The sequence below is a fragment of the Bradyrhizobium jicamae genome (assembly GCF_001440395.1).
GTDB classification, from domain to species: Bacteria; Pseudomonadota; Alphaproteobacteria; order Rhizobiales; family Xanthobacteraceae; genus Bradyrhizobium; species Bradyrhizobium jicamae.
On the sequence record NZ_LLXZ01000081.1, the window covers coordinates 1 to 23028 of the forward strand.

The window sequence follows — 23028 nt, forward strand, 5'->3', positions numbered from 1 at the left end:
GCCAGCCGCGCGATCTGCCGCCGGTGCCGGTCGGCCGGTCCGAAGGCTTTTTCGGCCAACGTCGCGGCGCTGGCGGCGCCGAGCACGCGGGCGCCGGCCGCATTGGCCCAAAGGATGCGCTTGCCGTCGGCGGTCCATAACCAGGCGGGCAGGGGGCTCGCCGCATAGGCCGCCAATCGCGGATCGCCGAGCGCCCGCCACTGAAGTTCCGCTTCCGTCATCGCAAGTACATGACCGCCCGGCGTCAGCATCGGCAGCCACAATGCCGACAGCGTTAAGGGAACATTACTATCGCAAGCCGGCGGTGGCAGGTCCACGGCCCGGCGCTCCGGCGGTAATTTAACCCATGGATAACCTTAACCGGCTGAACCCTTCGGCCGGCCGCTGCGTTGGGTGGGTTGCAAACCGCCGTGAGGTGCCAACGATGGCAGCCTCCCGGGCGCCGCATCCGTTTCCGGAGCGCGCCCCCTTGGCGGTATCTGCACGCAATCCCTGCCAATGCAAAGGAGCCATCCATGAGCGATGAAGCGCGAGACCGTTTCGAAATACCCAAGGAAATGCGAACGATGGCGGAAGCAAGCTTCGAGCAGGCCCGCAAGACGTTCGAGAAATTCGTCGCCGCCGCGCAGGCCGCCGCCGGGTCCATCGAGGAACGCGGTGCGACGGTGCGCGAGGGCGCCAAGGATGTCCGGGAAAAGGCCGTCGCCTATGCCGAGAAGAACGTGCAGGCCTCGCTCGATCACGCGCAGCTGCTGCTGAAGGCCAAGGACCTGCCCGAGGTGATGCGGCTGCAAAGCGAATATGTGCAGGCGCAAATGCGCGCGCTGGCGGAGCAGGCCAGCGAAATGAGCCAGATCGTCGGCAAGGCCGCGATCGAAGCCGCCAAGCCGAAAGTCTGACCTTTCCATGTCGGCGAGGTCAGCAATCCTCGGGTTACCCGGCTGGAACGCGCATCCGGTGCGGGTTTATTTGCGGCATCGCACCACAAATTGCAGTGCGTTGCACAAATTTGACATGATATGGGTGCTTATTAGGCGGGCCCGAGGATGGGCACTTTCCGTGAGTGCGTGTTGTGCGTTACCCCTCGGCCGCTTGCCTGCCCGGCCTCCTCGAGGGGGAACATCGTTTAACCCCGTTGTGAAGGATGCAAGCCGTGACCAGCCCCACCGATCCCTTCTCCGCCTCCATTATCCCCTTCGAAGTTCCCGAGCAGGTGCGTGCGTTCGCCGAAAAGGGCGTCTCGCAGGCCCGCGACAGCTACGCCAAGTTCAAGGATGCCGCCGAAACCCACAACGGCACCATCGAGGCCGTGTTCACCTCGGCCAGCAAGGGCGCCAGCGAGTACAACGGCAAGCTGATCGAGTTCTTCAAGGCCAACACCTCGTCCTCGCTCGATTTCGCGCAGGAGCTGCTCGGTGTGAAGACGCCGGCCGCGGCGCTCGAGCTGTGGACCGCGCACGCCAAGAAGCAATACGAGACCTTCACCGCCCAGGCCAAGGAGCTCGCCGAGCTCGGCCAGAAGGTCGCCAGCGAGACCGTCGAGCCGATCAAGGCTTCCGCCTCGAAGTACTACAAGCCGGCCGCCTGATCGGGCTGCATCGCTTTCGAAAAGCCCGGGCGAAACCGCCCGGGCTTTTTGCTGCCGCTGGCCGATTTGGCCGGCTTCCGGGGCCATCGGCGGATCTCGCGCGTTGAACGAATTGCGCTTGCGGGATGACCAATATTGTGTGACTTCGCGCACTTGCCAAAGCGAGGCGTTGCACCTAGTTTCCCGCCCATTCGCGACCCCTTTCGGGGCCTCGCAAGGATGCAGTTGTAGCTCAGTTGGTTAGAGCGCCTGTCTGTGGAACAGGAGGTCGGTGGTTCGAGCCCACCCAACTGTACCAGCTCTCCACGCCTGAATTTGCCGCACGAACTGCCGCGACACTTGTGCTGTGGCGTGGTGGCCACCCGTGCTTGCGAATCCTGATCCGCTCACCCACAATTCCGCCAAATTTTGCACTGGGGGGATTTGATGGCGATTTTTCGGGCAGGGAATTTCCGGTTTGGATTGATGCTGGCCACAACACTGTCGGTTTCGATCTGGTCCACCGCCGGCCACGCCTACACTCCCGAACAGGAGCAGGCCTGCACCGGCGATGCGTTTCGCCTCTGCAGCTCCGAAATCCCTGACATCAGCCGCGTGACGGCCTGCATGGTCGCCAGGAAATCCCAGCTCTCGCCGGCCTGCCGCGCGCACTTTCGCCCCGAGCCGGGTGAAGTTTCGGCGCGACCGGCCGGTCGGCCGACGGTCATCCGGCCGGCCGCCCCGCGCAAGGCGGCCGCTGCCAAGTCGCGCAAGAAGCCGAGAAAGCCCGCGACCTGACGGCGGACATTTATTTCAAGATCCCTTCAGGCGGCAGAACGACGCTTGCCGACGGGCGATCCAATGAACATCTCTCGGACAAGAGGAGAGGGTTCATTGAGTCAGCATCAAAAGGAACTCGACAGGCACTTTGCCTGGTTCGAGAAAAAGCTGCCGTCGCGGCCGGCGAAATTCGTCGGCTGGGTGCGCAAACCGTCGTCGATCTATGTTCGGATTCCGCTCGCGTTTCTTCTGGTCGTCGGCGGCTTCCTCAGCTTCCTGCCGGTGCTCGGGCTCTGGATGCTGCCGCTCGGACTCCTTTTGTTCGCGCAGGACATCCCACCGCTGCAGAAGCCGATGGCGCAGGGGCTCGGATGGATCGAACGCAAATGGTTGGAGCGTCAGCGCGCAAAGCTGGAACGCGAGCGCGTCAAAAGCATGCAGTGAGCGGTCAACGCACGTTGCAAGGCATTCAGCCGATTCCGTTTTCGGGTGACCGGGATTGCACGGTGTGACTCAAAAACCAGCCTTATTGGCAATTAAGTGGCCCCATCGCGGCGACTGATAAATTTTTCTTTCACGAATCAGCGCGCTGATTCATTTTCGGCTTCTGGGGTCAACTGGAGGCCAAGGTATGAACGTAATTGTTTTCGCATCACGTAAGGGAGGCTCGGGAAAAAGTACCCTGGCTGCTCACCTCGCTGCCCATGTTCACAAGGCAACGAAGCCCATTTTGCTCGTCGACGCCGATCCGCAGGGCTCGCTTACGCTCTGGCACAAATTGCGCGGCACCAATGAACCGCCGATCAAGGCTGCGGTGAATTCCGTCAGCGGCATCGTCGCCGCTGCCAAGCGTGACGGCGTCGAATGGGTGTTCATCGACACGCCGCCGAATTTGTCGGCCGTCGTCGACGACGCGATCCGCAACGCGACGATGGTGATCATTCCGGCGCGGCCCGGCGTGTTCGACGTCAACGCGGTGCAGGAAACGATTCAGACCTGCCGCTCGGCGCGCAAGCCCTATGCGGTCGTGGTCAACGGCGCGCCTGCCGAACGCGACGGCGCCGAGAGCCGCATCGTCACCATCGCGCGTGAAGCGCTGGCGAAATTCCGCGCACCGGTGTGGAGCGGCCAGATCACCAACCGCGCCGATCTGATCATGGCGCTGAGCCAGGGCGAAGGCGCCCGCGAATATTACGCGGAAGGCCGTGCTGCGGCGGAGATCTCCAGGCTGTGGGGCGCGATCGAGCGTTCGATCAAGGCGATCCGCGGAACGGCGTCGGCTTCGGGCGCCATGCACAAGCAGGCGGCGTAACCACGCCGCTTTCTTTTTCTGACTGACAAAGACGCGCGGCGCTCCGCGCGTTTTTCTTTTGTGGGGAGAGTGAAGGCTCTTACGCCACCATCAGCACGTAGAACACGACGACCGGCGACAGCGTCAGGATCACCGACCAGATGCCGACGGCCCACACGATGTCCTCGGTCGAAAAACCTTGTTGATCAGAAAAGCTATTGTTTTCGAAATGCACGACGCGCCCCCGCGTTTCTTGTTGCTCCTTCTGTTCCGATACGCGATCGGCTTTAAGAACCTGGTTGCTATTTCGCTTGCATTTGACCGCACCTGCTACCCGCGATTAACCACCGCGACATCTGGTTAACATTCCCTGATCGGGCGTTATCAAAGTCGAGCGAAGCCCCGCGCGCGACGTTAAAATTTTATGCGTATCGATGTCCCTCAGAAAATAACGGGGGAGACCAATGAGCGCGCACAACAGGAAATTTCCGATCGGCGAGTTTGCCCAGAGCATGCATGACGTTCTGCTGGTCTCGTCATTCGCGATCTGGGCGATGCTGCTCGGCTTCGCGCCCGTGATGACCTATCGCCTGCTGGTGAACTGATTCTCTTTCTCCCTCCCGCCGAGGCGACGAGAGGGAGACGATTGGCATCCTTACGCCCGCCGCAACATTGGCGGCCTGCGCCGTTCGATTTCCTCGTCCAGCAACGCCGCCAGTTCTTCGCTCACTTCCACCATCGGCAGGCGAACCTCGGCGTTGTCGATCAGTCCGCTGCGCGCCAGCCAGTGCTTGGCCGGCGCCGGGCTCGGCTCGGCGAATAACAGCCGGGTCAGCCGCGAGAGTTCCTTCCAGCACGCCCGCGCGCCGTCGCGATCGCCTTGCCTCAGCAGCGTCTGCATCGAGGCGAAGGATTCGGTCTCCAGATGCGCCGACAACAGGATCGCACCATCGGCGCCGTCGGCAAGCGCATCGTGATACTCCGCGTCTTCGCCGGTCAGCACGCGAAAGCCGGCCGGCCGCCGCGCCAGCAAGTCGATCGACTGCGCGCGGTCGGCGCCGCAATCCTTGATGCCGACGATGTTCGGATGCGCCGCAAGCTGCAGCAGCGTCTCGTTGCTGAGGCTGACGCCGGTCCGGTAGGGAATGTTGTAGAGCACGATCGGCCACGAGGCGTGGTCGGCGAGCGCGGTGAAATGCTGCAGCAGGCCGCGCTGCGACGGACGGATATAATAGGGGCTCGCGATCAGATAGCCGTCGATCGGCCATGCCGCCGTCTCATCCAGCGCATCCTGCATCTTGGCGGTGGAGGCGCCCGACAGGCCGAGCAGGATCGGCAGATGGCGCTGGCAGAGGGAGAGTTCGCTGCGCGTCAGCGTCACCAGCCGCTCCAGTTCGTCCGCGCGGAGTGACATGCCTTCGCCCGAGGTTGCCGCGAGAATGAAGCCGTCGATCGGGCCGGCAGCATAGTGGCGGACGAGACGGCGCAGCGAGGCCTCGTCGAGTTCGCCGTTGCGGAACGGCGTGATCAGCGGCAGCCACAGGCCGTGCAGCCGGCTCGCCAGGTCGTTCGTGGTGGGGGCAGTCATCGTCCATCTCCTCATGGGGTGAGCCGGAGACGGGACCAATAAAAAAACCCCGTCCAGACGGCGGGGCTTCGGATCGCGGGTTGCGGCAGTTTCAGCGCGCGCGTCGATCTCGGGTCCCCGGGTGGGGACCTTTTTTCGACGACAGGGCTGCGCACGAACTCGTGATCATGTGCGGATGATGGAGGCCGAGAACCTCAATGTCAATCTGCGCGGGAACACGACACGGAGGATAAAAAAAAGCCGGGCCCGAAAGCCCGGCTCGAGGTATTGGCCACGTGAGGCCGACACAATCACCTTCCAAGAGGGATTACTGAACCACCGCGTCACTGGAGGAGGGGGACATATGCGCGACGCGATCGCTCAGCGTTCAAGTACTATGATCCTCATCAGTGCCTCGCAGCAAGCGCCCAAGCCGCATGTCAGACATGCGGTGAGCGCGCCCTCTATTAAATAGGCTAATCCGAAACGACGGCAGCCGCTCCGCTACCTTGTTTTTTGAGCATGAACTTTCCGGAAAACTGGTACCCACTTTTCCGGATCATGCTCTAGGACGGCCAGCGCTGTGCCTTGCTGACCACGAAGTCGCGGAACACCTGCACGCGTGCGACCGTCTTCAACTCTTCAGGATAGACGAAGTAGGTGTCGATCGCGATCGAATCGGTTTCGCCGAACAGCTGTACCAGGCGGTTGTTTTCCTCGACCAGATAGTCGGGCAGCGCGGCGATGCCGAGCCCCTGCTGGCAGGCGCGGACCAGCCCTAAGATATTGTTCACCTTAAAGTAGGCTTCGCGTGGGCCCGAGCCGTTGCGGCCGGCGTCGATCAGCCAGCTGCGGTTCTGCAGATGCACCGGAACCTGCGCATCGCCCAGCATGATGATGCGGTGCGAGTCGAGGTCGTCGAGCGTGCGCGGCGTGCCGAAGCGCTTGATGTATTCGGGCGAGCAATAGGCGTGGAAGCCGATCGAGAACAGCTTGCGTTGGATCAGGTCAGGCTGTGTCGGCTTGCGGGTCCGGATCGCAACGTCCGCCTCGCGCATCGACAGATCGAGATCCTCGTCGGTGACGATCAGCGAGATGCGGATATCAGGATAGAGCGCGGTGAACTCGTCGAGCCGCGGGATCAGCCAGTTGATGCCGAGCGCAGGCGGCGTCGTGATCTTGAGATCGCCGCTCGGCCGCTCGCGGCTGTCGGTGAGTTTGGCGCGTGCGGCCTGCAACTGCATGAAGACATCATGCGCGGTGCGGAAGAGAAGATCGCCCTGTTCGGTGAGGATGAGGCCCCGCGCATGGCGGTGGAACAGCGACACTGCGAGCTCCTGCTCCAGCGCGCTGACCTGCCGCGATACCGCCGATTGCGAAAGCCCGAGCTGTTCGCCGGCATGGGTAAAGCTTCCCGCTTCCGCCGCCGCGTGAAACACCTTCAGCTTGTCCCAATCCATGTCCGTTGATCCGTCCCGTGTTCGAGGCATGATTATTCTGCCGCCGCGCGATCGCTCGCGCGCAAAGCGAGGAAACGTTCGGCCTCAAGGGCCGCCATACAGCCGAGCCCGGCAGCCGTGACGGCCTGCCGGTAGGTTTCGTCAGCCACGTCGCCGGCGGCGAACAGGCCGGGGATCGAGGTGGCGGTCGAATTCGGCGCCACCTCGACATAGCCGGAGGGTTTCAGCTTGATCTGATCCTTGACGAGCTCGGTTGCGGGCGCGTGGCCGATGGCGATGAAGACGCCGTCGGCCGCGACTTCCGTCAGCGTGCCGGTCTTGACGTTCCTCAGCCGCACATGGGTGACCTTGCTCGGGTTCTCTGTGCCGCAGATCTCGTCGATCGCCGAGTCCCACACCACCTTGATCTTCGGGTTCTTGAACAGCCGGTCCTGCAGGATGCGTTCGGCGCGGAAATGATCGCGGCGATGCACGATCGTCACTTGTGACGCGAAGTTGGTCAGGAACAGCGCTTCCTCGACCGCGGTGTTGCCGCCGCCGACCACGATCACTTCCTTAGCCCGGTAGAAGAAGCCGTCGCAGGTCGCGCAGGCCGAGACGCCAAAGCCCTTGAACTTTTCTTCCGAGGGGATGCCGAGCCAGCGCGCCTGCGCGCCTGTGGCGAGGACCACGGTTTCCGCCAGGTAAACGTCGCCGCTGTCGCAGGTCAGCCGGAACGGCCGCTGCGCGAGTTCGAGCTTGGTGACGAGATCGGTGACGATCTTGGTGCCGACATGGGCCGCCTGTTTTTCCATCTGCTCCATCAGCCAGGGGCCCTGGATGACGTCGGCGAAGCCCGGATAGTTTTCCACGTCGGTGGTGATGGTGAGTTGTCCGCCGGGCTGGATACCCTGGATCAATACGGGTTCGAGCATCGCGCGCGCCGCGTAGATCGCCGCGGTGTAACCGGCGGGGCCGGAACCGATAATGACGACCTTGGCATGGATAGGCGCAGGCATCGGCGGATCCCTCTCTTATTCGGGGGTTTGTTTTTGACTGAGCAGAAAGCGCCCGGCAGGACGTCGCGGCGGGCGCTGAAAGTGTCAAATCCAAGTCTAAGATATCTGGGTAGCTATGCAAGAATTGCAATTCATCCCAGCAAATTTTCCCCGGAACTGAAGTCACTTTTGCGAAATGTGGCGCTGCACGCGCAATAAAATTGCGCAAGCGGCGCAGCCTGGGCTAAAGAGTTGCCGGTAAGACCTGCCAAAGCGCAGCCAAATTAGGGAACCCGACGCGCGTGTCGAAGAATCTTGACGAAATCGACCTCCGAATCCTTGCCGAGATCCAGGCGGATGGCCGAATCACCAACGTGGAACTGGCTAAACGCGTCGGCATCTCGCCACCCCCCTGCCTGCGCCGCGTCCGCACGCTGGAGGAGGAGGGCTATATCCAGGGCTACCGCGGCCTGCTCGACCCGCGCCGGCTCGGTTTCGACGTTACCGTGTTCGCTTCCGTGCATCTGTCCAGCCAGGCGGATGCGGATTTGCGCGCGTTCGAGCAATTCGTTCGGGCCGAGCCCTTGGTGCGGGAATGCTGGATGCTGTCGGGCGAGGTGGATTTCATCCTCAAATGCGTCGCACCCGACATGGCGACGTTTCAGGATTTCGTCACCCACCTGACCGCTGCGCCGCACGTGCGCAACGTCCGGACGTCGCTGGTGCTGCACAATTCGAAATATGAAGCGGCGGTGCCGCTCGATGTGAAAGTCGCGGGTTGAGGCCCAAGCGGGTGCCGTTCCCGGTGCCGTAGGGTGGGCAAAGCGAAGCGTGCCCACCGAATCTTTTCAAGACCGCGAATGGTGGGCACGGCGCGAAGGCGCGCCTTTGCCCACCCTACGGATAGCGACTACTTCTTCCGCATCATCGCGTCGGCGCTGATCGGGCCGCCGCCGGCGGTCGCCAGATAGAGGCAGGCGAAGCAGAACAGGATCGATGCCGTGCCACCGTTGAGGATCGGGTGAAAGACCGGTGCGGCGGGCGTCTTGAACATGTGCCCGATGAAATAGGCGAACGCCATCTGGCCGGACAGGATGAATGCGCTGAGGCGCGTGAACAGGCCGATCATCAACAGCGCGCCAAGCACAAGCTCGATCGTGCCGGCGACCACGATCAGCGGCGGTATCTTTGCGAACATCGGTACGACCGGAAAGCCGAGAATCTTGGCGACACCGTATTGAAACAGCAGAAGCCCGGTGATGAAGCGAAACAGGCTGAGCGCCTGCGGCTGCCATTTGGCGAGCAGTTTGTCGAATTGGTCCATCTCATCGTCCCCCTTGTTTGACACGCCAGAACTTGGCGTGACGAGATTACACGGTGTTGGCACATCGCGTGTGATGCCGACACAACACCCCTGAAATTGAATCATTCCCCGTCAGCTCGCCGCTTTGCGACATTTGTCGCTGATGCAACGCAGCAAGATGACGCCCCGGCAGACCGCGGCGTTCAATTCATCGCCGCGAAATGCCGGGGTTTTCCGCCGATCGACTTAGTTATAATGCATAAGTATTGTCTGGAGCGGATATTCAAAAACCCGCCACACCACCACTCACAATCCTGTCAGCGCGGCGGCAACAAAAAAGCCGCGTGGCAAACGCGGCTTTGTCGCAACAGTAACTTGCAGGTGACTGCAGCATGATTCCAGGCGGATCGCGCGTTAGCGCCACTCGACCTTGGTGATCTCGTACGCCTTGGCGCCGCCCGGCGCCATCACTTCGACGGTGGTGCCCTTCTTCTTGCCGATCAGCGCGCGGGCGAGCGGCGAGGTGATGGAGATGCGGCCCTTCTTGGCGTCGGCCTCGACTTCGCCGACGATCTGCCACACCGTTTTCTTCTCGGTGTCCTCATCGACCAGCGTGACGGTGGCGCCGAACTTGATGGTATCGCCGGAGAGTTTCGAGATGTCGATCACGTCGGCGCGCGCGAGCTTGTCCTCGATCTCGGCGATGCGGCCTTCATTGTGTGACTGCTCTTCCTTGGCCGCGTGATATTCCGCGTTCTCGGAGAGATCGCCATGCGAGCGCGCTTCCGCAATATGCTCGATGATGCGCGGACGATCCTCCGATTGGCGCTTCTTCAACTCGATCTCGAGGGCGGCATAGCCGCCCGCAGTCATCGGAACCTTATCCATCATCTCTTCCGTCCTTCCATCGTGCGAGACGCCCGGGGCGCTGCGCGCACGAGGTACTTCCTAGATTTTGATTCGGGCTTTCGTGGCCCGATAACGAGCCCGCCAGCCTATTAATTTCGGCCCCTTCAGGGGCCGATTCAACATCCAAACGAGCGGTGAGTTCCAGCCATACGGCTTTATTGCCAACCGTTTAGCGGGCATTCGCCCAGCCAACGATCAGGTCTCGGAAAAGTAACTCTGCAATGTGCGGACCTCAAGGTCCCCGCCCAGATAGGCGCGGATGCCCTGGGCGGCCGCTACAGCACCCGAAAGAGTGGTGTAATACGGCACTTTATGCAAGAGGGCAGCCCGCCGCAGCGAACGGCTGTCCGCCAGCGCCTGCGGCCCTTCGGTGGTGTTGAAGACGAGCTGGATGTCGCCATTGGTGATGGCGTCGACAATGTGCGGGCGTCCTTCCAGCACCTTGTTAACCTTCTCGGTCGGAATGCCCTTGTCGGTCAGGAAACGCTGGGTGCCTGAGGTGCCCATCACCTTGAAGCCGAGCGAGTGCAGCAAGCGCACCGCATCCGCGATTCGGTCCTTGTCGGTCTCGCGCACCGAAACGAAGACGGTGCCCTTGCGCGGCACGCGGGTGCCGCCGCCGAGCTGGCTCTTCGCAAAGGCGACCTCGAACGAGCGGTCGATGCCCATGACCTCGCCGGTCGAACGCATTTCCGGACCGAGCACGGTATCGACGCCCGGGAAGCGCGCGAACGGGAAGACGGACTCCTTTACGCCGACATGGCCGAGCTGCTTCTTCTTCAGCTTGAAATCGGCAAGCTTTTCGCCGGCCATGATTCTTGCTGCGATCTTCGCCACCGGCGTGCCGACGACCTTGGCGACGAACGGCACGGTGCGCGACGCCCGCGGATTGACTTCGAGCACGTAGATCTCGCCGTCCTTGATTGCGTACTGCACGTTCATCAGGCCGACGACGTCGAGGCCGAGCGCGAGTTCGCGGGTCTGCCGCTCGAGCTCCTCGATCATCTTCGTATCAAGCGAATGCGGCGGCAGCGAACAGGCGGAATCGCCGGAGTGAATGCCGGCTTCCTCGATATGCTCCATGATGCCGACGATGAAAGTGTCCTTGCCGTCGCAAAGACAGTCGACGTCGATCTCGGTGGCATCGGACAAATAGCGGTCGAACAGCAGCGGGTTCTTGCCGAGCACGGTGTTGATCTGCCCGGTCTTGTCGTTGGGGTAGCGCGCCTTGACGTCGGCCGGCACCAGTTCGGGCAGGGTGCCGAGCAGGTAATCGTTGAGCTGGTTTTCCTCGCGGATGATCTGCATCGCACGGCCGCCCAGCACGTAGGACGGGCGAACAACCAGCGGCAGGCCGAGATCGGCCGATACCAGCCGTGCCTGCTCGACCGAATAGGCGATGCCGTTCTTGGGCTGCTTTAACCTTAGCTTGTCGAGCACGCGCTTGAAGCGGTCGCGGTCTTCCGCGAGGTCGATGGCGTCGGGCGAGGTGCCGAGGATCGGCACGTCGGCGGCTTCCAGCGCGCGCGCCAGCTTCAGCGGGGTCTGGCCGCCGAACTGCACGATCACGCCGTGCAGCGTGCCGTTCTGCCGCTCGGTGGCGACGATTTCCAGCACGTCCTCGGCGGTGAGCGGTTCGAAATAGAGGCGGTCGGCGGTGTCGTAGTCGGTCGACACCGTCTCCGGATTGCAGTTGACCATGATGGTCTCATAGCCGGCGTCGTCGAGCGCGAAGCAGGCGTGGCAGCAGCAATAGTCGAACTCGATGCCCTGGCCGATCCGGTTCGGGCCGCCGCCGAGGATGATGACCTTCTTCCTGTCCGACGGCGCGCTCTCATCTGCGAGCGCGCCCGCGAACGGCGCCTCATAGGTCGAGTACATGTAGGCGGTGGGGGAAGCGAATTCCGCGGCGCAGGTGTCGATGCGCTTGAACACGGGACGGACGCCGAGCGCATGACGCTTCGTGGTGATCTCGGCTTCCGTGGACTCGGACAGTACGGCCAGCCGCGCGTCGGAAAAGCCCATCGCCTTCAGCATGCGCATGCCATGGCCGTTCGGCGGCAGGCCGTGCGTCCTGATCTTGGTTTCCATGTCGATGATGCCGCGCATCTCGCTGAGGAACCAGGGATCGATCTTGCAGGAATTGAAGATCTCTTCATTCGACCAGCCGAGCCGCATGGCCTGCGCCACCTGCAGGATACGGTTCGGCGTCGGCGTGCCGAGTGCGGCGCGGATCGCGTTCTTGTCGTCGCCCTGGCCGAGGCCATCGATCTCGATGTCGTCGAGCCCGGTCAGGCCGGTCTCGAGCCCGCGCAGCGCCTTCTGCAGGCTTTCCTGGAAGGTGCGGCCGATCGCCATCACCTCGCCGACCGACTTCATCGAGGTCGTCAGCGTGGTGGAGGCGCCGGGAAATTTCTCGAACGCAAACCTTGGCACCTTGGTGACGACATAGTCGATGGTCGGCTCGAACGAAGCCGGCGTCGCGCCGCCGGTGATGTCGTTGGCGATCTCATCGAGCGTGTAGCCGACCGCGAGCTTGGCGGCGACCTTGGCGATCGGGAATCCTGTCGCTTTCGATGCCAGCGCCGAGGAGCGCGACACGCGCGGGTTCATCTCGATCACGACCATGCGGCCGTCCTCGGGATTGACGCCGAACTGCACGTTGGATCCGCCGGTCTCGACCCCGATCTCGCGCAGCACCGCGATCGAGGCGTCGCGCATGATCTGGTATTCCTTGTCGGTCAGCGTCAGCGCCGGCGCCACCGTGATGGAATCGCCGGTGTGCACGCCCATCGGATCGAGGTTCTCGATCGAGCAGACGATGATGCAATTGTCTTTCTTGTCGCGCACCACCTCCATCTCGAACTCTTTCCAGCCGAGCACGGATTCCTCGATCAGCACTTCGTTGGTCGGGGAGGCGTCGAGGCCGCGTTCGATGATGTCGAGAAACTCTTCCTTGTTGTAGGCGATGCCGCCGCCGGTGCCGCCCATGGTGAAGGAGGGGCGGATGATCGCGGGCAGCCCGATCTCGGACAGCGCCATCAGCGCTTCGCCGAGCGCGTGCTCCTGGTAGCGCTTGCGGCGCTCGTTCTCGCCGATCGTCCATTGCCGTTCGAGCTCATCGAGCGCGGCGCCGGACAGTTTCTCGCGTTCGGCGAGATATTTGTCGCGATAGGATTTCTTCAGGGCGGAGGCGTTGGCGAGCCGCGACTTCGGCGTCTCAAGCCCGATCTTGGTCATGGCCTCGCGGAACAGCTGGCGATCCTCGGCCTTGTCGATGGCGTCAGCGGTAGCGCCGATCATCTCGACGTCGAATTTGTCGAGCGTGCCCTGGCGGCGCAGCGACAGCGCGCAGTTCAGCGCGGTCTGGCCGCCCATGGTCGGCAGCAGCGCAAAGCCGCCCGGAATGACGTAGCGCTCCTTCTCGATGATCTTGGCGACGATCTCGGGGGTGATCGGCTCGATATAGGTCGCATCAGCCAGTTCCGGGTCCGTCATGATGGTGGCCGGATTGGAATTGACGAGGACGATGCGGTAGCCCTCTTCCTTCAGCGTCTTCACCGCCTGGGTGCCGGAATAGTCGAATTCGCAGGCCTGGCCGATCACGATGGGACCGGCGCCGATGATCAGGATGGTGGAGATATCTGTTCTTTTGGGCATCAGCTTTCAGACTGGATTTTGGGCACAAAAAAAGGGCGCGCAGCCGCGCGTCCCCTAAGCCAAGAGCGCGGGTCACCCTCGCGCGCGGGTGGTCTTTAGACCAGATTTTGCACCCGCGAAACCCCCAAAAACCCCTCATCAACCGCGATTTTAAGGAAAATGCGCCATGTTGCTGAGGCCCGGCTACGCCCTTCGGGCTACGCCGCGGAAGCCTTCGCTACGATAGGGCTTGCCGGGCCGTAGCTGCGTCAGCAGCGAAGGCTGGAGGCCCGGCCTGGATTTGAACCAGGATAAAGAGCATTGCACTGCTCCCGCGTCGTCGCTTCCGCCACCGGGCCGCGCCCATCATTGCCGATCACGGCGCGGTGAACCATGCTTACCACACTTTAGGGTTAACAACCCTGGCGCGCGTTGCGCTCAAGGGCGCTGGAATGCGTGCTTCGCCACGAAGGTCATCCGCCACGGATTGTGGCCGATATTCTGCTGCGCGCGCGAGGCGGCAAAGCCGGCGGCGGCGAGTTTCTCGATCATCTCGTTTTCGCCGTAGCGCTGCAGCCCGACGCGGGTGCGCAGTTGTCGGTAGTCCGACAGCGCCGTGCTGGCGAGGCCATAGAGGGCGTCTTTCAGAAAGCCGTGGGCACGTGCGAATTTCAGCAGCGCCAGCACGTCCCTGAACATCCCGACTTCGGGCCGCAGGATGTCGCCCAGCACCAGGCGGCCGTTGGGCTTCAACAGCCGGCCAATGACCGCAAACGCCGAATCCAGTTCATCCGGCGTCATGTACTGCGCGACCGAATTCATCACCACGAGGTCGACCGCTTCGCTCATCGTCCGCAGTTCGTCGAGCGAACGGACGCGGATCTTGGTGTTTGGCGCAAAGCGCGCGATCAGCCGGCCGCGGACGCCGGGCGCCGGTTCGGCCAGATATAGCTTGGCACAGGCGTCCGCCACCTTGGCGGCCGACAGCGCCTCGCCGCAGGCATAGTCCAGCACGACGGCGTCGGGCGACGCGATATAGCCGATGATGTCGCGCGCGATGACTTGGAAATGCAGGTCGCGATGCAGCTTGCTCGCATAAATCGTATGCGTTGAATCGTAATAGTCGATCCATTCATCCATGCGCGCAATGTCCCGCAAAACAGCGGGTTCCGGTGCCGGAACCAGCCTGAAAGTAGTGCGTTAGGTCGTCCAGCGGCCAATGTCCACCCGCCGCAGTCTCCGGTTCCTAACAGGAAGGTGCAACGTGAGCAAAGCCAACAACAAATCCGACAAGGTATCCCCCGATCTCGATACACCGACCGACCTGGCGCCGGCCGCCGTCGAGAAGATTTCCGCGTCGCTCAACGTCCTGCTGGCGGACGCCTTCGCGCTCTATCTGAAGACCAAGAATTTTCACTGGCACGTCAGCGGCCGCCATTTCCGCGACTACCATCTCCTGCTCGACGAGCAGGCGGCAGCGGTTTACGGCACCACCGACCAGCTGGCTGAACGGGTGCGCAAGATCGGCGGCACAACGATTCGCTCGATCGGGCAGATCGGCAAATTGCAGACCATCCAGGACAACAACGAGGCCTACGTGCCGGCGCGCCAGATGCTGCGCGAACTGATGGAAGACAACAAGAAGATGGCGGCGGCGATGCGCAAGGCGCACAAGCTCGCGGACGACAATGAGGACAGGGGCACCGCGAGCCTGCTCGAACAGTTCATCGACGAGACCGAGCGCCGCACCTGGTTCCTGTTCGAGGCCAGCCGCCAGGAAGGCGCCAACGCAGCCTGATCGCGGTTGCGCTTGAGCAGGCGCGCAGGGTCGGCCTGCCATCCCCCTGCGGCCTGCGGCGGCTGCCTGCAGGACATTCCCGTCGCGTCCAGGCCGGCTTTGCGGTAGGCTGGGCTGCGGCTTCGAACAGCGGCGCCCGAAGCTTTTGCTGCGATCCGGAGGCGGGAAATGCCTATTTCTTTTCCGATGATCGTTATGAGTTCGCAGTTGGTCGTCGCGGCGGCTGACGGCGTGCCGAAATTTGACATTGCGCGGAGTTGCAAGCTCGACGTCGCGGCCACTGCCGGTCTCTCCGTTGACCAGTCGATGAAGAGCTGCGTGAACGATGAACAGAGAGCGAAGCGACAGCTCGCCGGCCAATGGACGAAATTCCCCGCGTCAAGCCGGGCAAGTTGCACCTCGCAAGAGAGCATTGGTGGCACGCCAAGTTACGTCAGTTTGCTGACTTGTCTGCAGATGGGGCAGTGGGCCCGCTAGGCCGTGAACCTGCAAACGCGCCGGGCAAGCGGCTTGCCAAGGTCCGCCGTGCCTCCGATGCCGACGTTGCACAGCAACGAAACGACGCGATGGGCCAACGCCAGAAGATACGGCGGGCTTTAGGGATGAGCGAAGTACATCTCGACCCGCATTCGTTCGTCGCGCGATTTGAGAAATACGCCCTCGTCTTCATCTTGCGACGAGCCAGGTCGCAAGTGTCGAGCGTGTCAACAACACTGTCTATTTCTACCATTTTCTCCCGCTGTGCTTTTTAGGGTACGGCCAGGGGTGCCCAGTTGTTGTTAAATGTCGCGGCAATCGAGATGTTGAGCTTTTCATTTCGAGGTGCCCAGTCATGAGAAACCTGTTTCTCCGAGGTGCCGTGCTCATTGCGCTCAGCGCAAGCGTTGCAGCTAACGCCGCAGACATGGCGGTGAAAGCGCCGCCCATCCTCCATCCGCCCTATAATTGGTCAGGACCATATATTGGCGCGATTTTGGTGGAGCATGGACCAGCGGCAGCCTGAACATTCCAAACAACAATTTGTACGGCGGCCTCAGCGAGTTCATTGGTGGGATTCAGGCGGGCTACAACTTTCAGGCTGGACACATTCTGTTTGGCGTCGAGGGTGAATTCGACGGCGCGACGTTTGCCCATCCAGCACTACCAACCCCGACACTCGGCTCGGTGCGCCAGAACTGGATTGGCACCGTGGCAGGCCGCGTGGGCCTCGTGGCAGATCGTTGGCTCGTTTACGCAAAGTTCGGCGGCGGCTGGGTAAACAGCAATGCAATATTGAACTTTCCGGGCGTCAGCTGGAGCGGGTCAAACACAAGTTCGGGTTGGCTTGCCGGGGCGGGCCTGGAATACGGCTTCAAATCCAATTGGACGGTCAGGCTCGAATACGATTACCTGGGGCTCGCGAACTGGACGTCATCAACGGTCCCTTCGATATCGTTGAACCGCGACCTTCAAATGGTCAAAGCCGGTATCAACTACAAGTTCGTGAGTGGCCTTCCCGATTCCGCCGCGCCGACAAGAACCGCCAGTCCTGCCCACACCGCCGACCATGAAGACCTGGCCAAACAATCACAAAACCCGATCGCAGACCTCGTCAGCCTTCCATTCCAAAGCAACACCAATTTCAACGCCGGACCATTTAACCGCGCACAGGAGGTATTGAACATACAGCCAGTTGTTCCGCTGCGCATCAATGCGGACTGGAACATGATTTCGCGCACCATCATTCCCGTGATCAGTCAGCCCAGTCCAATATTTGACAGCAACACGAATGGAATTGGCGACATCACGCAATCGTTGTTCTTCTCACCAGCGCATCCGGGCGCTCTTATTTGGGGCGCGGGACCGGTATTCACCATTCCGTCCGCGACCGATCCGATACTTGGTACCGGCCGCGTGCTGCTTGGCCCCACGGCCGTCTTTTTGACCACGCCGGGCCATTGGGTGATCGGTGTCCTGCTCAACAATCAGTGGTCCGTCGGGGGCAATCCTTTGCGGCCTCCCGTCAACACGTTTCTGGCGCAGCCGTTCGTCAATTATAATCTTGCCGGCGGCTGGTATCTCACGTCTTCGCCGATCATTACAGCGGACTGGCTGGCGCCATCGGGTCAACGCTGGACCGTTCCGATCGGCGGCGGTTTCGGCCGGATATTCAAAATAGGCGACCAGCCAGTGAGTGCCTCGATAGCCGGCTATTACAACGTCGCTCGTCCAACCGGCACGCCGGATTGGCAACTGCGCACTTTCTTTTCACTGCTGTTTCCGGAGAAATAGCGAATGCGAGTGACCATTCGCGTCATGGCCCGGAATTAGCGGCGAGCTTCGGGAGCCAAAAAATGGGTCGCGAGTTCTCGCTGTTTATCGGCACCTTCACCACGCTACTCGCGATCATAAACCCGCTCGAAGTTCTGCCGGTATATCTCAAACTGTTGGAAAAGAAGGATGCCAGGACACATCGTCAGATCGCGCGGAATGCGTGTATTTATGCGCTGCTCCTCAGCCTGTTTTTCCTCATCTTTGGCACACTGATACTGCATCTGTTCGGAGTGCCGCTAAGCATGGTCCGTATCGTCGGCGGCATCATCCTGATGAAAATCGGATTCCAGCTTTTTTCGCCGCCCCCGTCGGGGGGAGCAGTGATCCCAGCAAGCGACGTGGGGCAAGACGCGAATATTGCCTTCGTGCCACTCGCCTTGCCGCTGATGTGCGGTCCAGGTGCAATCGCGACGATCCTTGGGATGGCATCGACCATCAAGCATTCTGCAACCGAACTGACCTCGTTTGTCGCTATCGTGGCGGCCATACTGGCTACAATGCTCGTGACCTATCTGTGCCTGGTCTATGCAGGCAGGCTTTCGGAAAAATTGGGTGCTCTGGGGATTGATGCCATTACCAGGATCGTCGGCTTCTTCGTTTCCGCAATGGGGGTCGCCCTGATCTTCGACGGCATCATTGAAGCATTGCAAACCCATGGCGTAACCTCTCTCCATTGAAGCGCGATCGCAGACAAAGCTGGCAGCCAATTAGCTGGCCTTCGTCAAGCTGGCATCCATCCACATTGGTTGCGTGCCAATGAGTCCGCGCCCCAGCTAGCTGCTTTGATGGCGCGACGACAACGTCACCGCGTCAGGCGTAATGATCGAACTCGCTCAGCGCGATCCGCACCTCGCGAGCAAAATCGACCAGCGAGATTGTGAAAGCGCCCAACGAAATCATGAAGAAGATGGCCACCCCCCGCTCATGTTGGAGCTGAAAGAACGCGGTTACAAACGCCACGATCACAAGAAGCGTCACAGAAATGCTGGCGACCACCGCCCAGAAGATTGCCCGGTTCAGCATCGCCGCCCGCCGCATCAGGCGTGGCAGATCGGCCTTGAGCCGGGATCGGACAGCGTCGTGATCCGGTATCCCGTTCAGGACCACGGTGCGGTCGATGATCCGGTTCAGGCGGGAAATCAGCACGGCGATGAAGGCGGCCAGCGCACCCAGAAGGAACGCGGGCGCGGCCGCCTGCGAAATCACCTGCGATAGCTGACTGACGGACGGCGTATCTGGATACATTGAACGTCTTTCGTCCGCCCAAGCCAAACCATCGATCCGTCAAGTCTCTCGAGAACGATCGTCCCGCCTCAGCCGCCCGATCCTAATATTTTCTGACGACGGGTTTTGTTGTCGGCGGCGCGCCGGGCGCCGGCGGCGAGATAGAGAAGGTGACCCAGGTATTCCAGCCTGATGGCCGGTTTTCCGCAGCAAACTCGCCGTAAGCCTTTAGGTTGAGATAGCCCTGCATGTCGCCGACCGGAAAGAGGAATCCGATCTGAGGACCGACGCCAACCACCTGGGACCGGAAGCAGCCGACACGGTCGCCTGAACCGCTGTCACAGCCGAGTTGCTTGTAGACATAGCCGACGGCGCCAACCATGACCTGCTTCGACAGGAATTGCGATGCACCCCAGTCGAAGTGCATGTCGACGCCGCTCTGATACTGCGTGGCCGTATTCTTGAAATTGTAGGTGAAGCCGAGCACGCCGGAGAATTCGTGGCCGGTCTGCGGATTGAAATAGGTGTAGCCGCCGCCGCCGTCGATCGCGCCGTGTCCGATGCCGATATTCGACAGACGCGTGGATTCGTAAGCACCGACCGGGATGTCGCCTGTGATGTAGGTCATGTAGTTGTGGACGCCGGCGTTCCAGCGCAATGCGAATTGCGGTATCAGATCCCCAAAGCCCCATGTCGTGTCGCTGATGCTGTCGGACCGCGAGAAGGGGACGCTGTTGCCGAACGGGCCTGTGAGCACGCCTGACAAGGTCCCCGCCAGGCTGGTGCCCACGACGCCATAGGCTGCTATCATAGACACCGACGCCTGGCCGCCGAGCACCGGCGTCTCGAATACATAGGTCGGGATCACAAAGCCAAGATTGCCGGTGGCGTTGACGCTCAAATTCAGATTTGCGTTCAAGGTAACGTTGCCCGGAACCCTGTCGAGCGAGAAGTTACGCGCACGCGCGACGTCGGCGCCGGCCGATACGGAGGTGTGGTAGTAGATATTCGCCAGCGACCAACCCGGCTGCTGCGGTGTGGCCGCGAGGCTTCCAAAGAAACCGGGGACCCAGAAGCTGATGCCGTTTTCATCGGCGTGCGCCACGCCGGGAAGGGCGGCCAGCATCGCAATCGACAGGCCGGCACCTGCATATTTGAGAAGGGCGCTGAGTCCTCGATTAAATGGTTCGTGTGCCATCTGTTGCTCCCAATGCCCTGAGATCACAGTGATCTATCCGAGATTGACATAGATCGAATGTCTCGTCGTAAGCCATCGCCCCGCGAAAGCGGTCCAGATCGAAAATCCGTCGCGACTGTTGCGCTGAAGTCACGAGACTATCGCTGCTATGCACGTCAACGGGCTTTGCGGAGGCGGCCCCGCGTCCGGCATCGGCGGCGGATCAATGAAGCCCGCTGCGCGCCGGTGCGCGATTGTCCTTGATGCGACTGGCTGAAGACCGAAGCGGGCTCTGAGAAAGATGCTTTCTCGCGCAACGATGAATCTGCGGACATCCTTTTGATGCCCGCAGATCAATTGGATTGGGCTAGTCCCTCGCTCTTTCGAGCGCGTGCCGCATCAGCTTTTGCTCACCGCCCGTCATTTGAGTTGCGCCAAGTTTGTAGGTGAGCTTGTCGATTTTGCCGGTGAACCGGAACGGCAGCTTGTAGCTGTCGTCCACTGCGGTGCGGGTATCACTGCCGATGTCAAAGGTCTCGTCGATCGCCATCAGGAAAGGAATCGAGTGCGGCATCGACTTCTTGGCGACCTGCTTGCCATCAACCGTGAGAACACCGGTGCCGCCCTTGCCGGGGCCAGGTCCATCGTACTTGAAGTCAAACACGATCGTGTGCTTGCCGGGCTTGAGCGCGTCGCCAAAGACATCGCGACTTCCCACGCCGGCCTCCCAGCGATACCGCTTGAGATTGAGCATATTGTAGGAAAACACCGGCTTGCCCTTGAGCAGATAGAGGCCGTATCCGCCGAAGCGGCCGCCCAGCGTGGCGATCATTCCTTCCGCGCCGCCCTGGGGAACGGTTATCTCGGCGGTGATGGTATAGTCCTTGTTGAGGATGCTAGGAGCGTTACCGTCGGGAATGCCGGCATTCTCTCCCTTGAACGTGAACACCGTTCGCCCGGCGGTCGCGCTCGGCCGCGGCGTCACGAGACGGGGCAGGACCGAATTGTCCAGCGGCAAGACCTGGTATTTTGCCGCCTCCGTCAGGAACAGTGCCTGCATCTCCTTCAGCTTGTCGGGATTCTTCGCAGCGAGGTCGTTGTTTTGTGAAAAGTCCTCGGCGATGTTGTACAACTCCCATTTGTAGTCGTTGATCTCCGGCAGCTTCGCCGTTCCCAAAACCCACGGCGGCACCGGCGGCGTCGTCGCGGCGTACCAGCCGTTGTTGTAGATTCCGCGATTGGCAAACATCTCGAAATACTGGGTTTCGCGTTTTGATGGCGCGTTGGCGTTTGCCTTGTCGAACGTGTAGGTCATGCTCACGCCTTCGATCGGCTTTTGCGCGATGCCGTTGACCGTGGCGGGCGCCGCGATGCCGCAGGCTTCGAGGATCGTCGGCACGATGTCGATGATGTGGTGGAACTGGCTGCGAATGCCGCCGGCATCCTTGATGCGGCCGGGCCACGATATCGCCATGCCTTGTCGTGTGCCGCCGAAGTGCGATGCCACCTGCTTGGTCCATTTGAACGGCGTGTCGAACGCCCACGACCAGGCCACCGACATGTGCGGGTAGGTCTTGTCGGAGCCCCAGGCTTCATAATTCAGCATCAGCTCGGCTTCCGGGAGGTCCAGAATGGCGTTGTAGGCGGTCATCTGGTTCGGAGTGCCCTCGAGCGTGCCCTCGGCGCTCGTGCCATTGTCGCCGCTGATATAGATGATCAGCGTGTTGTCGAGCTTGCCCATGTCCTGGACAGCCTGGATGACGCGGCCGATCTCATAGTCGGTATAGGCGGCGTAGCCGGCAAACACCTCGGCCTCGCGCGCGTACAGCTTTTTTCGCACGAAGGAGAGCGAGTCCCACTTCGGCAGCGTATCCGGCCAGGGAGTAAGCTGGGTATTCTCGGGGATGACCCCGAGCTTCTTCTGGTTGGCGAAGATCTGCTCGCGCAACTTCTCCCAGCCCATGTCGAACTTGCCCTTGAACTTGTCGATCCATTCCTTCTTGGGCTGGTGCGGCGAATGCGTGCCACCCGGCACGTAGTAGACAAAGAACGGCTTGTCCGGCGCGGCGGCGTTCAAGCCGTTCATGTAGTTGATGGCGTCATCGGCCATGTCGGTGATGAGGTTGTAGTTTTGCTTGCCGATCCATGGAAATACCTGGGTCGTGTTGCGAAACAGGTAGGGCGTCCACTGGTCGGTCTCGCCGCCCATGAATCCGTAGAAGTATTCGAAGCCCATGCCGACCGGCCACTGGTCGAATGGCCCGGCCGCGCTGTACAGATAGGTCGGAGTGTTGTGGTTCTTACCGAACCACGACGTGGCATATCCGTTGTCGCGGAGAATGGTTCCGATCGTTGCGCTCTCCTGGCCAATGACGGAATTGTAGCCGGGATAGCCGGTGGACATTTCACCGATGACGCCAAACCCGACCGAGTGGTGGTTGCGGCCGGTGATCAGCGCGGCCCGTGTCGGCGAGCACAGTGCGGTCGAGTTAAACTGGGTATAGCGCAGGCCGGCGTTGGCGATGCGATCCATGTTCGGGGTCGGGATCACGCCGCCGAAGGTGCCGGAAACGCCGTAACCCTGATCGTCGGTCATGATCAGCAGCACGTTTGGCGCGCCTTTGGGCGGAACGACGGACGGCGGCCAATACGGCTTGGAATCCTTGGCCGTTTCGTTGATCACGCCGCCGAACTTCGGGGGCTCCGGCGGCAGTTGTTTGCCGTCGATCGTCATCGTGGCGCCGGGCGTGCCCGGCGTGCCCGTGATTTGCTGGGCTGCTGCCGGTCCGGCGAGAAGTGCTGGGAAAGCGACGATCATGGTCGCAAGGCCGGTTGCCAATAGCCATTTCTGTTTGGGCCGACACTTGTCCTTTTCATCGATCATGGGATTTTCTCCACGCGTGTGACGCAGCGAACGTGTCGTGACGAATACCCGTCCCAGAATCTCTTGCGCAAAAGTTCTGGTCTGCTCCTCGTCAGGGCTTTCGTGTTTGCACGACCGGCCGCCGGCGCCGAAGCGCCGG

At 61.4% G+C, this 23028-nt stretch carries 23 protein-coding genes and 2 tRNA genes; 12 read left to right on the forward strand and 13 right to left on the reverse strand.

Features of this window, described 5'->3' with window-relative positions:
- Positions 1-221 (reverse strand): hypothetical protein (locus tag CQ12_RS13185; RefSeq protein ID WP_245309893.1); only part of this gene is annotated, 221 nt, incomplete at its 3' end.
- 294 nt (positions 222-515) lie between these two features.
- On the opposite strand from CQ12_RS13185, the gene CQ12_RS13190 reads away from it, so the two are divergent.
- The 6 genes from CQ12_RS13190 (at position 516) to CQ12_RS13215 (ending at position 3659) form a co-directional block, all read left to right on the forward strand.
- Positions 516-899, forward strand: coding sequence for a phasin family protein (locus tag CQ12_RS13190; RefSeq protein WP_057835744.1), 384 nt, complete (start codon positions 516-518; stop codon positions 897-899).
- A 254-nt stretch (positions 900-1153) separates the two neighbouring features.
- Positions 1154-1588 (forward strand): phasin, encoded by a 435-nt coding sequence (locus CQ12_RS13195; RefSeq protein ID WP_057835795.1) that lies wholly within the window; start codon positions 1154-1156, stop codon positions 1586-1588.
- Positions 1589-1809: 221 nt separating this feature from the next.
- A tRNA-His gene (locus CQ12_RS13200) sits at positions 1810-1886 on the forward strand.
- A 128-nt stretch (positions 1887-2014) separates the two neighbouring features.
- Entirely contained in the window at positions 2015-2365 is a 351-nt protein-coding gene (locus CQ12_RS13205) for a hypothetical protein (protein ID WP_063799734.1), read from the forward strand.
- A 96-nt stretch (positions 2366-2461) separates the two neighbouring features.
- Entirely contained in the window at positions 2462-2791 is a 330-nt protein-coding gene (locus tag CQ12_RS13210) for a hypothetical protein (protein WP_430642203.1), read from the forward strand.
- A gap of 187 nt (positions 2792-2978) precedes the next feature.
- Entirely contained in the window at positions 2979-3659 is a 681-nt protein-coding gene (locus CQ12_RS13215; protein ID WP_057835747.1) for a ParA family protein, read from the forward strand.
- Positions 3660-3738: 79 nt separating this feature from the next.
- On the opposite strand, the gene CQ12_RS47220 is transcribed toward CQ12_RS13215, so the two are convergent.
- A complete protein-coding gene (locus tag CQ12_RS47220) occupies positions 3739-3873 on the reverse strand; it encodes a hypothetical protein (RefSeq protein WP_256380318.1) in 135 nt (44 codons plus the stop codon).
- Positions 3874-4102: 229 nt separating this feature from the next.
- Between CQ12_RS47220 and CQ12_RS43690 the strand changes: the two genes are divergently transcribed.
- Positions 4103-4243, forward strand: coding sequence for a hypothetical protein (locus CQ12_RS43690; RefSeq protein WP_157088183.1), 141 nt, complete (start codon positions 4103-4105; stop codon positions 4241-4243).
- Positions 4244-4293: 50 nt separating this feature from the next.
- Here the strand turns inward: CQ12_RS43690 and dapA are convergent, their stop codons facing one another.
- The 3 genes from dapA to trxB form a co-directional block, all read right to left on the reverse strand.
- Complete coding sequence (dapA, locus tag CQ12_RS13220; RefSeq protein ID WP_057835748.1) at positions 4294-5226, reverse strand: 4-hydroxy-tetrahydrodipicolinate synthase; 933 nt, start codon at positions 5224-5226, stop codon at positions 4294-4296.
- A 545-nt stretch (positions 5227-5771) separates the two neighbouring features.
- Positions 5772-6695, reverse strand: coding sequence for a LysR family transcriptional regulator (locus tag CQ12_RS13225; RefSeq protein ID WP_057835749.1), 924 nt, complete (start codon positions 6693-6695; stop codon positions 5772-5774).
- A gap of 2 nt (positions 6696-6697) precedes the next feature.
- Positions 6698-7663, reverse strand: coding sequence for a thioredoxin-disulfide reductase (trxB, locus tag CQ12_RS13230; RefSeq protein ID WP_057835750.1), 966 nt, complete (start codon positions 7661-7663; stop codon positions 6698-6700).
- Positions 7664-7944: 281 nt separating this feature from the next.
- Here trxB and CQ12_RS13235 point away from each other — a divergent pair, with 281 nt between their 5' ends.
- Positions 7945-8424, forward strand: coding sequence for an Lrp/AsnC family transcriptional regulator (locus CQ12_RS13235; RefSeq protein WP_057835751.1), 480 nt, complete (start codon positions 7945-7947; stop codon positions 8422-8424).
- Positions 8425-8552: 128 nt separating this feature from the next.
- Here the strand turns inward: CQ12_RS13235 and CQ12_RS13240 are convergent, their stop codons facing one another.
- The 5 genes from CQ12_RS13240 to CQ12_RS13260 form a co-directional block, all read right to left on the reverse strand.
- Positions 8553-8966: a DoxX family protein gene (locus CQ12_RS13240; protein ID WP_057835796.1), complete on the reverse strand. Its 414-nt coding sequence runs from the start codon at positions 8964-8966 to the stop codon at positions 8553-8555.
- Positions 8967-9359: 393 nt separating this feature from the next.
- Positions 9360-9833: a transcription elongation factor GreA gene (greA, locus tag CQ12_RS13245; protein WP_157088185.1), complete on the reverse strand. Its 474-nt coding sequence runs from the start codon at positions 9831-9833 to the stop codon at positions 9360-9362.
- A 216-nt stretch (positions 9834-10049) separates the two neighbouring features.
- Entirely contained in the window at positions 10050-13514 is a 3465-nt protein-coding gene (gene carB / locus CQ12_RS13250; protein ID WP_057835753.1) for a carbamoyl-phosphate synthase large subunit, read from the reverse strand.
- A gap of 262 nt (positions 13515-13776) precedes the next feature.
- Positions 13777-13852, reverse strand: a tRNA-OTHER gene (locus tag CQ12_RS13255).
- Positions 13853-13931: 79 nt separating this feature from the next.
- Entirely contained in the window at positions 13932-14633 is a 702-nt protein-coding gene (locus CQ12_RS13260) for a class I SAM-dependent methyltransferase (protein ID WP_057835754.1), read from the reverse strand.
- 124 nt (positions 14634-14757) lie between these two features.
- Between CQ12_RS13260 and CQ12_RS13265 the strand changes: the two genes are divergently transcribed.
- The 4 genes from CQ12_RS13265 to CQ12_RS13280 all read left to right on the forward strand — a co-directional run bounded on the left by CQ12_RS13265 (position 14758) and on the right by CQ12_RS13280 (position 18281).
- On the forward strand, positions 14758-15291 hold the full coding sequence (locus CQ12_RS13265; protein WP_057835755.1) for a Dps family protein: 534 nt from the start codon (positions 14758-14760) through the stop codon (positions 15289-15291).
- Positions 15292-15459: 168 nt separating this feature from the next.
- A complete protein-coding gene (locus tag CQ12_RS13270; RefSeq protein ID WP_157088186.1) occupies positions 15460-15768 on the forward strand; it encodes a hypothetical protein in 309 nt (102 codons plus the stop codon).
- 468 nt (positions 15769-16236) lie between these two features.
- On the forward strand, positions 16237-17562 hold the full coding sequence (locus CQ12_RS13275) for an outer membrane protein (protein WP_245309890.1): 1326 nt from the start codon (positions 16237-16239) through the stop codon (positions 17560-17562).
- 62 nt (positions 17563-17624) lie between these two features.
- On the forward strand, positions 17625-18281 hold the full coding sequence (locus CQ12_RS13280) for a MarC family protein (protein ID WP_057835758.1): 657 nt from the start codon (positions 17625-17627) through the stop codon (positions 18279-18281).
- Positions 18282-18414: 133 nt separating this feature from the next.
- Here the strand turns inward: CQ12_RS13280 and CQ12_RS13285 are convergent, their stop codons facing one another.
- The 3 genes from CQ12_RS13285 to CQ12_RS13295 all read right to left on the reverse strand — a co-directional run bounded on the left by CQ12_RS13285 (position 18415) and on the right by CQ12_RS13295 (position 22823).
- Complete coding sequence (locus tag CQ12_RS13285; RefSeq protein ID WP_245309891.1) at positions 18415-18876, reverse strand: DUF2721 domain-containing protein; 462 nt, start codon at positions 18874-18876, stop codon at positions 18415-18417.
- A 55-nt stretch (positions 18877-18931) separates the two neighbouring features.
- A complete protein-coding gene (locus CQ12_RS13290; RefSeq protein ID WP_057835760.1) occupies positions 18932-19954 on the reverse strand; it encodes a SphA family protein in 1023 nt (340 codons plus the stop codon).
- 418 nt (positions 19955-20372) lie between these two features.
- The gene (locus CQ12_RS13295) at positions 20373-22823 is read right to left on the reverse strand and encodes an arylsulfatase (RefSeq protein ID WP_057835797.1); all 2451 of its coding nucleotides are present in this window, start codon (positions 22821-22823) and stop codon (positions 20373-20375) included.
- Positions 22824-23028: the final 205 nt, after the last annotated feature.

What these genes read in the sequence shown, in the direction of transcription:
- CQ12_RS13225 (WP_057835749.1), bottom strand. Translation starts at nt 6,695, where the DNA reads ATGCCTCGAACACGGGACGGATCAACGGACATGGATTGGGACAAGCTG.
- carB (WP_057835753.1), bottom strand. Translation starts at nt 13,514, where the DNA reads ATGCCCAAAAGAACAGATATCTCCACCATCCTGATCATCGGCGCCGGT.
- CQ12_RS43690 (WP_157088183.1), top strand. Translation starts at nt 4,103, where the DNA reads ATGAGCGCGCACAACAGGAAATTTCCGATCGGCGAGTTTGCCCAGAGC.
- dapA (WP_057835748.1), bottom strand. Translation starts at nt 5,226, where the DNA reads ATGACTGCCCCCACCACGAACGACCTGGCGAGCCGGCTGCACGGCCTG.
- CQ12_RS13215 (WP_057835747.1), top strand. Translation starts at nt 2,979, where the DNA reads ATGAACGTAATTGTTTTCGCATCACGTAAGGGAGGCTCGGGAAAAAGT.
- CQ12_RS13190 (WP_057835744.1), top strand. Translation starts at nt 516, where the DNA reads ATGAGCGATGAAGCGCGAGACCGTTTCGAAATACCCAAGGAAATGCGA.
- CQ12_RS13240 (WP_057835796.1), bottom strand. Translation starts at nt 8,966, where the DNA reads ATGGACCAATTCGACAAACTGCTCGCCAAATGGCAGCCGCAGGCGCTC.
- CQ12_RS13280 (WP_057835758.1), top strand. Translation starts at nt 17,625, where the DNA reads ATGGGTCGCGAGTTCTCGCTGTTTATCGGCACCTTCACCACGCTACTC.
- greA (WP_157088185.1), bottom strand. Translation starts at nt 9,833, where the DNA reads ATGGATAAGGTTCCGATGACTGCGGGCGGCTATGCCGCCCTCGAGATC.
- CQ12_RS13270 (WP_157088186.1), top strand. Translation starts at nt 15,460, where the DNA reads ATGCCTATTTCTTTTCCGATGATCGTTATGAGTTCGCAGTTGGTCGTC.
- CQ12_RS13295 (WP_057835797.1), bottom strand. Translation starts at nt 22,823, where the DNA reads ATGATCGTCGCTTTCCCAGCACTTCTCGCCGGACCGGCAGCAGCCCAG.
- CQ12_RS13290 (WP_057835760.1), bottom strand. Translation starts at nt 19,954, where the DNA reads ATGCTGGCCGCCCTTCCCGGCGTGGCGCACGCCGATGAAAACGGCATC.
- CQ12_RS13205 (WP_063799734.1), top strand. Translation starts at nt 2,015, where the DNA reads ATGGCGATTTTTCGGGCAGGGAATTTCCGGTTTGGATTGATGCTGGCC.
- CQ12_RS13260 (WP_057835754.1), bottom strand. Translation starts at nt 14,633, where the DNA reads ATGGATGAATGGATCGACTATTACGATTCAACGCATACGATTTATGCG.
- trxB (WP_057835750.1), bottom strand. Translation starts at nt 7,663, where the DNA reads ATGCCTGCGCCTATCCATGCCAAGGTCGTCATTATCGGTTCCGGCCCC.